The following is a 7,459-nucleotide window of genomic DNA, read 5'->3' as shown; positions in this document are numbered from 1 at the left end:
CCCCCGGCAATGCAGCAGCCAGCCCGAGCCCCGGGCCTGATCGTGAAATAAAGTTAACAAACCGGACATGGCATCCGCCAGCGCGCTTTGTGACACAGTTCTCCCCTTGCCATATGATGGCACTCACATAAGGGGATCGGCTTCTCGCCTGAAACTCTTCATCATCAGTCACTCGCACATAAGGATATTGAGTCCATGGACGCTTTGGGCGATCTCTTCGGGGACATCTCCTCCGTCATTTGGGGACCGTTTGTCCTCATCCCGCTACTTTTGGGTACTGGCCTGTACCTGACCATCCGCTTGGGCGGCCTGCAATTCTTCAAGCTCGCTGCCGCATTGCGCCTGGGCCTGCTCAAGCGAAAGGATGCCGAGGCAGAAGGCGACATCTCGCAATTCCAGGCACTGACCACAGCGCTGGCCGCCACTGTCGGAACCGGTAACATCGTCGGTGTCGCAACCGCCATCGGCATCGGCGGCCCAGGTGCCCTGTTCTGGATGTGGGTCACCGGCCTGCTGGGCATGGCATCGAAGTACACCGAGGCGTATCTGGGCGTGCGTTACCGCGGCACCGACGCCGCAGGCGAAAAGTCCGGCGGCCCGCAGTACTATCTGGAACGCGGCGTCAAGGGACCGTTGGGCAAGTTCTTGGCCCTGTTCTTCGCTATCGCTGCCACCCTGGCCAGCTTCGGCATCGGCAACATGACCCAGGGCAACTCGATTGCCGCCAACTTGGATAATTCCTTCCATGTGACCCCTTGGGTTACCGGCGTGATCTTGACCGTGCTGTCCATCGCCGTATTGGTTGGCGGCATCAAGTCCATCGGCCGCGTTACCGCTGGTTTCGTTCCAGTGATGATCGTCTTCTACGTAGCAGCATCGATCTACATCCTGATCGCCAATGTGGGCGGCATTCCTGCCGCCTTCGGCGAGATCTTCACCGATGCCTTCACCGGCACCTCGGCAGTGGGCGGCTTCGTCGGCTCGGCCATCATCATTGCTATCCAGTATGGTGTGGCCCGCGGCATCTTCTCCAACGAGTCCGGCATGGGTTCAGCAGCGATCGCCGCCGCTTCGGCACAGACCACCCACCCGGTTCGCCAGGGCCTGGTCTCCATGACCCAGACCTTCATCGACACCATCATCGTTGTTACCTGCACCGGCCTGGTCATCATCACGACAGGTACCTGGAAGATGCTCGATGGGGAAACCGGCGAGCAGATCTCCGCTGCACTGATGACCGGCCAGGCATTCACCAATGGCCTGCCCGGACAGTGGGGCCACTGGATTGTGACCGTCGGTCTGGTCATGTTCGCCTTCTCCACCATCCTGGGCTGGTGCTACTACGGCGAGCGGAACATCGAGCGCCTCTTCGGCCGCAAGCTCGTGATGCCGTTCCGCATCGTGTTCTCGCTGGTCGTCTACGTAGGCTGCACCACCGAGCTGACCGCCGTTTGGAACTTCTCGGACATGATGAACGGCCTGATGGCGCTGCCGAACCTGATCGGCCTGCTAATCCTCTCGGGCATGGTGGCCCGCGAAACCCGCTGGTACCTCAAGCATGACCCGAAGCTGGAAGCCAACAAGGCGCAGATCGAGGACTTCATGAATGAGCGTCCGGGTTGGGCTGAATGGAAGGCTGGCGACGTCGTCGGTTCCTCGCGCAACCGCGGTGCCCACGAGGCATAGACTCCGCAAACAGCAAAGAACCCGTCCAGCATCTGATTGATTCCAGATGCTGGACGGGTTCTTTTCTATTGGAAGACAGCTAAAAGCTTAGGCGTTCCACAGGCCGTAGGAGTCGGCCAGGTCGGCAATCTTCTGGGCACGGGCCAGACGCGGCAGGTATGAGCCATCGCCCACCGAAGCGCCGGCAGCGTGCGCTTCGAGCAGTTCCATGGCCCAAGACAGCTCGTCTTCACTGGGTGCCAATGCGGCGTTGATGCCATCAACGTGATCGGTGGACAACGACAGCTTGCCGGTCATGCCCATGGAGGCGGTGATGCGAGTTTCCTCCGTCACCTTGGCGGCGTCGGCACCTGCCGGTGGAGGTCCGTCGATAGCGCCAGGCAGCTTGCCTACACGCGAAGCGATCACGAGCCGTCCGCGTGCGTAGGCCAGTGCCATCGGGTCGTCGGAGACACCGGTGTCCTTGCGGAAGTCGTTGATGCCGAACGCTAGGCGGAAGGTACCCGGGGCCGAAGCGATCTGCGTAGCATTCTCGATACCCAAAGCGGTTTCGATCAAGGCCAGGACGGGAGTACCCGCGCGAAGCCGCATTGCGCTGTAGGTAACCTGTTCAGGCTGCTCGGTCATGGCCAGCATGATTCCACGCAGGCCGGGAGTTCCCGACAGCGCGGCAAGATCATCGGCCCAGAAATCAGTGTCAATGCCGTTGACGCGTACCCACGCAGTCATGCCATTGGACAGTGCTCGCACTACGTTGTCGCGAGCCTGGATCTTCTGGTCGTCAGGAACGGCAGCTTCCATGTCAAAAATCACCGAGTCCGCTTCACAAGCCAGTGAAGGAGCGAAAGTTTCCTCCTTGGCCGCATTGACCAAGAGCCAGGAACGGGACAATTTTGCAGGAAGAGCCGCAGCTCGACGATTTCGGAATGCCATACGTCCTACACTACTCACTCGGCCCTCCAAGCTTCCACTGGCCATGTACAGTATTTGCTTCAAGTGAACCGAAAGGCGCGGAATGCAGCACTGGAGCAGTCCGGATGCACGGCACCAACCTGAACCGGGTAGCCTTCTGCGCAGTGGAGCTGAGCATGGATGCAGTGTTGCCTGCGGCGCTCCACGGGCTCCCGCGTTCTGCCATTTCCGAAATCCTACCGCAGGCTGGAAACGCGGGAATTGATCATCGGTGGTTCTGATTCTGCAGATCAACTGCCTCCCGCTAACTCCATTCGCCGGAACCGGAGGATTTCCTTCGCATAGTTTCCCGCGGCTTCATTCTCGGACACAGGCTGCCACCCGGAGGTCCAGCAGCAACCAAATGCCCCATTCAAGTGCAGGTTCAGCCCATCTGGCCACTGCGCGAAGCAGCGGACTACCTACCCGAATCCAGTGGCGTATAACCAACTTCACAACTGTTAAGCTTGCTCGCAGTCCAAGGTGACGAACAAATATAGCTGGTCAATATATCTGCGATAACCTCTTTCAGCGGTCTCGTTCTCCTTCGAAGCAGGCCGTCTCCTTCGAAAAACCGAAGGGATCTGCTCATGAAAGGTGCAGCCGTGGCGATCGATTCCACGCAACTGAAAACCGTTTCCGATGGAACGAATCTTGAGCGCGGACTGTCCAGCAGGCACATCCAGCTCATGGCGATCTCCGGAGCGGTCGGCACCGGATTGTTCATGGGCTCCGGCAAGACCATTTCCGTTGCTGGTCCGTCGGTCATCTTCGTATACATGATCATCGGCTTCATGCTCTTTTTCGTCATGCGTGCCATGGGCGAGATCCTGCTCAGCAACTTGAACTACAAGACCTTCGCAGATTTTGCCGGCGATCTCTTGGGACCTTGGGCTGCCTTCTTCACCGGCTGGACCTACTGGTTCTGCTGGGTCGTCACCGGCATTGCGGACGTAGTCGCGATCGCCCAGTATGTCGCCTACTGGTGGTCCGAGATCCCGCTATGGCTCCCGGCGCTATGCTGCATCCTGCTATTGGTCGGGCTGAACCTGCCCACCGTCAAGGCTTTTGGTGAAACCGAGTTCTGGTTCTCATTGGTGAAAATCGTTGCAATCCTGGCATTGATCGTTTGCGGCTTGGCAATGATTGCCACCGGATTCAGTTCTCCCGAGGGAGACACCGCTTCTTTCGCCCACTTGTGGGCGCACGGTGGCATGTTCCCCACTGGTTTCATGGGCTTCGTCGCAGGCTTCCAGATCGCCGTTTTCGCCTTCGTCGGCATTGAATTGGTAGGTACGGCCGCGGCTGAAACCAAGGATCCTGAAAAGAATCTCCCGAAGGCCATCAATTCCATTCCGCTGCGCGTGATCCTGTTCTACGTCGGTGCCTTGACCGTCCTGATGGCCGTCACCCCCTGGTACAAGTTCTCCGCGGATGCATCGCCATTCGTTAGCATGTTCTCGATGGCTGGTTTGGCCGCAGCTGCGGGTCTGGTCAACTTTGTCGTGCTGACGGCCGCCGCTTCAAGTGCAAATTCCGGGATCTATTCAACATCGCGCATGCTGTACGCCCTGTCGCAAGACGGAGACGCTCCGCGGAAGTTCAGCAAGCTTTCTGCCACGCAGGTGCCACGCAATGCGTTGCTGTTCTCCTGCATTTTCCTTCTTGCTGCCGTCGTGCTGTTGTACGCGGGTGACTCCGTAGCCCAGGCCTTCACGTTGGTGACCACGGTGTCTGCCCTGTGCTTCATGTTCGTCTGGTCAATGATCCTTATCAGCTATTTGGCCTTCCGCAAGCGCCGCCCGCAGCTGCATGATGCCTCCAAGTTCAAGGTCCCCGGCGGCATGGGAGCCCCGTACATGGTCCTAGCTTTCTTCGTATTCGTCCTGTGGGCATTGACCACGCAGGCCGATACGCGTGCTGCGTTGCTGGCTACGCCCCTGTGGTTCCTGGTAGTTGGAATGTTCTACCTGAAGGTGCGCAAATCCGATGGCCATCAGGCTCTGCGCGCAGCACATCGGGCAAAAGTCCGCGCGGAGAACGAGGCCGCTGCAATCCATCGGCGAAGCTAGGCCCTTGGCAAAGGATGCCAAGGGCCTAATTGTGCCGGGCAACTACATATTCGTAAGGGATATCCCTGCCGACGAGTAGGACTTCTAGCAGCCCCAGGCTTTCTCCGTATCTCTGATAAGCCAAGGGCACCTGCTTGCGGATCCCGGTACTGATCTTGGAGAAGTACAACAGTGTTCCGTCCTTCCAGCGGCCGGTGTGCCCGTGGGCGAAAACCTCATTCCATTCCAGCACGGACGCAGAAAATCCGTTGAGCATCTGGATGCTGTCATCCATGTCCAGCCCTCGAACAAGGAATTCTGGGTGCCCGATGCGACTCAGGCCAACGGTGTAGGCAAGCGATGGGCTGATCCGGTCCGACTCAACAAAAATCACTTCATGTCCGTAGTCGCGGATCCGCTGGTCGATCAGGGCTTCCAGTTGCTTGCGTGTCATGCCATTGCACATATCGCACATGGTCAGGTTCCTCTCCTCGGCCTGCTCATCTTTTGACGATGCGGCGCGGTTCCTAGTGAGCAGACTGTTTCTGGATCACGGCGAAGTCCCTGGGTTCCCTGCAATGCAAGGTTCTTATCGGGGTGTCGCCAAGGATCAGACTGGTGAGTGGAAGAGTGTGCAGTTCCGCCTCTGGCTCCGAGAAAATGAGCTCGCTAAATAGCGATGTGTTGTGGGTACCCTCGGAAAAGACTTGTCCGTGCTCGACGACTTGTGACGCCAGATGCGCGAGAAGCCCGAAAACATCATCTTCGTCTCCACCGATACTGACGATTTCAGGATGCCCTCGTTTGGCCAATCCCAGTGTGTACCCCAGGACCTGTTGCTGCTTTGCCATAGTGCTGAGCACTACGGCATACCCCTTCTCTGATATTTCGCGCAGCGCAACAAAGCCAAGTAGCTGCATTTCGGGCAACGAGCTGCGGACACTGAGATGGACGCCTTCAGGATTACTCATCGCATTCCTCCTTGGTTGGTCTGATGCCAGCAAGTGTGGCGCGAATTCATCGCCCCGGCAGGAACTTTCTACGATTGTGGATATCCCAAGACAACGGCCTCAGAACAGCCCGGCGCATGAAAAAAGCACTGCCCGCAACGAGTCGTTGCAGGCAGTGCTTTTTCGCCAGCTTTTTCTACTTGGCCTTTTCTGCTTCCGCAGCCACAGCCGCGGCTACAGCAGGCATCACGCGGTCATCGGTTGCCGAAGGAATGATGTAATCCGCTGCCAGATCATCACCAACCAGGTTGGCAATGGCATGGGCCGCGGCGACTTTCATGCCCTCGGTGATCTTCTTGGCACCCGAGTCCAGGGCGCCGCGGAAGATGCCCGGGAAGGCCAGCACGTTATTGATCTGGTTCGGGAAGTCGCTGCGGCCAGTGGCCACCACGGCTGCATACTTCGCGGCAGCATCCGGCATGATTTCCGGGGTCGGGTTGGACAGCGCGAAGATGATGGCGTCCTTGTTCATCTTCGCCACGGCAGCTTCTTCGAAGGTCGATGAGGAAAGTCCCACTACGACATCCGCGCCGTCCAGTGCCTCAGCCAGGCCACCCATGACATCTTCGCGGTTGGTGCGGCTGGCCAGGTCGGCCTTGACCGGGTTAAGGTCGTCTCGTTCGCGGTGGATGGTGCCACGCGAGTCGAGCACGATGACGTCATCCACGCCGGCCGAAAGCAGCAGGTTGGTGACGGCGACGCCAGCCGAACCGGCACCGGAGATGACGACCTTCAACGAGCTGATGTCGCGCTTGGTCTGGCGGGCAGCGCCGATCAGAGCTGCCAGCACTACCACCGCAGTGCCGTGCTGGTCATCGTGCATAACCGGGATATCCAGCGCCTCGATCAGGCGCTTTTCGATTTCGAAGCAGCGCGGGGCGGAGATGTCTTCCAGGTTCACGGCGCCGAAGCTCGGGCGCAGGCGAATGACGGTTTCGACGATTTCATCGACGTCGGTGGTGTCCAATACCAGCGGGATCGAATCCAGACCGCCGAATTCCTTGAACAGGGCGCTTTTGCCTTCCATGACCGGAAGCGAGGCAGCGGCGCCGATGTTGCCCAGGCCCAGCACAGCGGTGCCGTCCGAAACCACAGCAACCAGGCGGGAGGCCCAGGTGTGGGTGGCGTGCTTGGCTGGATCATCTGCGATGGCCTGGGATACCTTGGCTACACCCGGAGTGTAGGCGATGGACAGGTCGCGCTTGGTGTTCAGCGGCATTTGCGATGAGACGGAAAGCTTGCCGCCAAGATGGGCGTCGAAAATCTCTTCGTCGGTGATGGTGGACAGGTCTTTAGTGGATTCAACAGACATTGAATAGCTCTTCTTTCAAGAAAGTTCTGATTGACGAAAACGCAGTACCCACGAAATTGGTGGCAGAGCGTAGGAACGCGCATGACCATTCATCCGACCGCAATGGAGCGTGACCCACAGGCAATTAAGGAGGGCGTCAGGCTTCCATGTACACAATTCCCAGAGGGGCTCCGCCGGGTGAGGCTGAAGGATCCGTCATGGTGTGCCGGAAGATGGCTGGTCAGTACTTTCTTTAGACCTACGTTTTCCACCATACGGGAACCGCTTGGCGCTGTACAACCCCCATTCGTCGCATCTGTGTCATAAAGGAGTTGCGACAGGCAGTCCATTTGCAGCGTCATGAGGTGCGCCCGAAGGACATCTCAGGCAAAATAAGGGCCATGGCATCACCGACTTCAGCACTGGGCAGGGTCCGCACCTTCGAGGCGTTAGATGAGAAGACCACCGCG

At 58.6% G+C, this 7,459-nt stretch carries 6 protein-coding genes; 2 read left to right on the top strand and 4 right to left on the bottom strand.

Going from position 1 to position 7,459, the window contains the following annotated elements:
* The first annotated feature begins 195 nt into the window (after positions 1-195).
* Entirely contained in the window at positions 196-1,686 is a 1,491-nt protein-coding gene (locus ACNPN0_RS10370; protein ID WP_400341260.1) for an alanine/glycine:cation symporter family protein, read from the top strand.
* An 87-nt stretch (positions 1,687-1,773) separates the two neighbouring features.
* Here ACNPN0_RS10370 and ACNPN0_RS10365 read toward each other — a convergent pair whose 3' ends face one another.
* Entirely contained in the window at positions 1,774-2,619 is an 846-nt protein-coding gene (locus ACNPN0_RS10365) for an HpcH/HpaI aldolase/citrate lyase family protein (protein ID WP_105656257.1), read from the bottom strand.
* A 608-nt stretch (positions 2,620-3,227) separates the two neighbouring features.
* Between ACNPN0_RS10365 and cycA the strand changes: the two genes are divergently transcribed.
* On the top strand, positions 3,228-4,709 hold the full coding sequence (cycA, locus tag ACNPN0_RS10360; RefSeq protein WP_448937742.1) for a D-serine/D-alanine/glycine transporter: 1,482 nt from the start codon (positions 3,228-3,230) through the stop codon (positions 4,707-4,709).
* 25 nt (positions 4,710-4,734) lie between these two features.
* Here cycA and ACNPN0_RS10355 read toward each other — a convergent pair whose 3' ends face one another.
* The 3 genes from ACNPN0_RS10355 to ACNPN0_RS10345 form a co-directional block, all read right to left on the bottom strand.
* Positions 4,735-5,142, bottom strand: a complete 408-nt coding sequence (locus tag ACNPN0_RS10355; RefSeq protein WP_181148764.1) for a DUF4262 domain-containing protein — start codon at positions 5,140-5,142, stop codon at positions 4,735-4,737.
* Positions 5,143-5,215: 73 nt separating this feature from the next.
* On the bottom strand, positions 5,216-5,659 hold the full coding sequence (locus ACNPN0_RS10350) for a DUF4262 domain-containing protein (RefSeq protein ID WP_448937743.1): 444 nt from the start codon (positions 5,657-5,659) through the stop codon (positions 5,216-5,218).
* Positions 5,660-5,834: 175 nt separating this feature from the next.
* The gene (locus tag ACNPN0_RS10345) at positions 5,835-7,010 is read right to left on the bottom strand and encodes an NAD(P)-dependent malic enzyme (protein ID WP_332489147.1); all 1,176 of its coding nucleotides are present in this window, start codon (positions 7,008-7,010) and stop codon (positions 5,835-5,837) included.
* Positions 7,011-7,459 lie beyond the last annotated feature (449 nt).

It is taken from the genome of Glutamicibacter sp. AGC84 (assembly GCF_053543575.1).
This window is presented reverse-complemented; position numbering and strand designations above follow the sequence as displayed.

Coding starts and splice junctions, on each gene's coding strand:
- cycA (WP_448937742.1), top strand. CDS start 3,228: ATGAAAGGTGCAGCCGTGGCGATCGATTCCACGCAACTGAAAACCGTT.
- ACNPN0_RS10345 (WP_332489147.1), bottom strand. CDS start 7,010: ATGTCTGTTGAATCCACTAAAGACCTGTCCACCATCACCGACGAAGAG.
- ACNPN0_RS10350 (WP_448937743.1), bottom strand. CDS start 5,659: ATGAGTAATCCTGAAGGCGTCCATCTCAGTGTCCGCAGCTCGTTGCCC.
- ACNPN0_RS10370 (WP_400341260.1), top strand. CDS start 196: ATGGACGCTTTGGGCGATCTCTTCGGGGACATCTCCTCCGTCATTTGG.
- ACNPN0_RS10365 (WP_105656257.1), bottom strand. CDS start 2,619: ATGGCATTCCGAAATCGTCGAGCTGCGGCTCTTCCTGCAAAATTGTCC.
- ACNPN0_RS10355 (WP_181148764.1), bottom strand. CDS start 5,142: ATGACACGCAAGCAACTGGAAGCCCTGATCGACCAGCGGATCCGCGAC.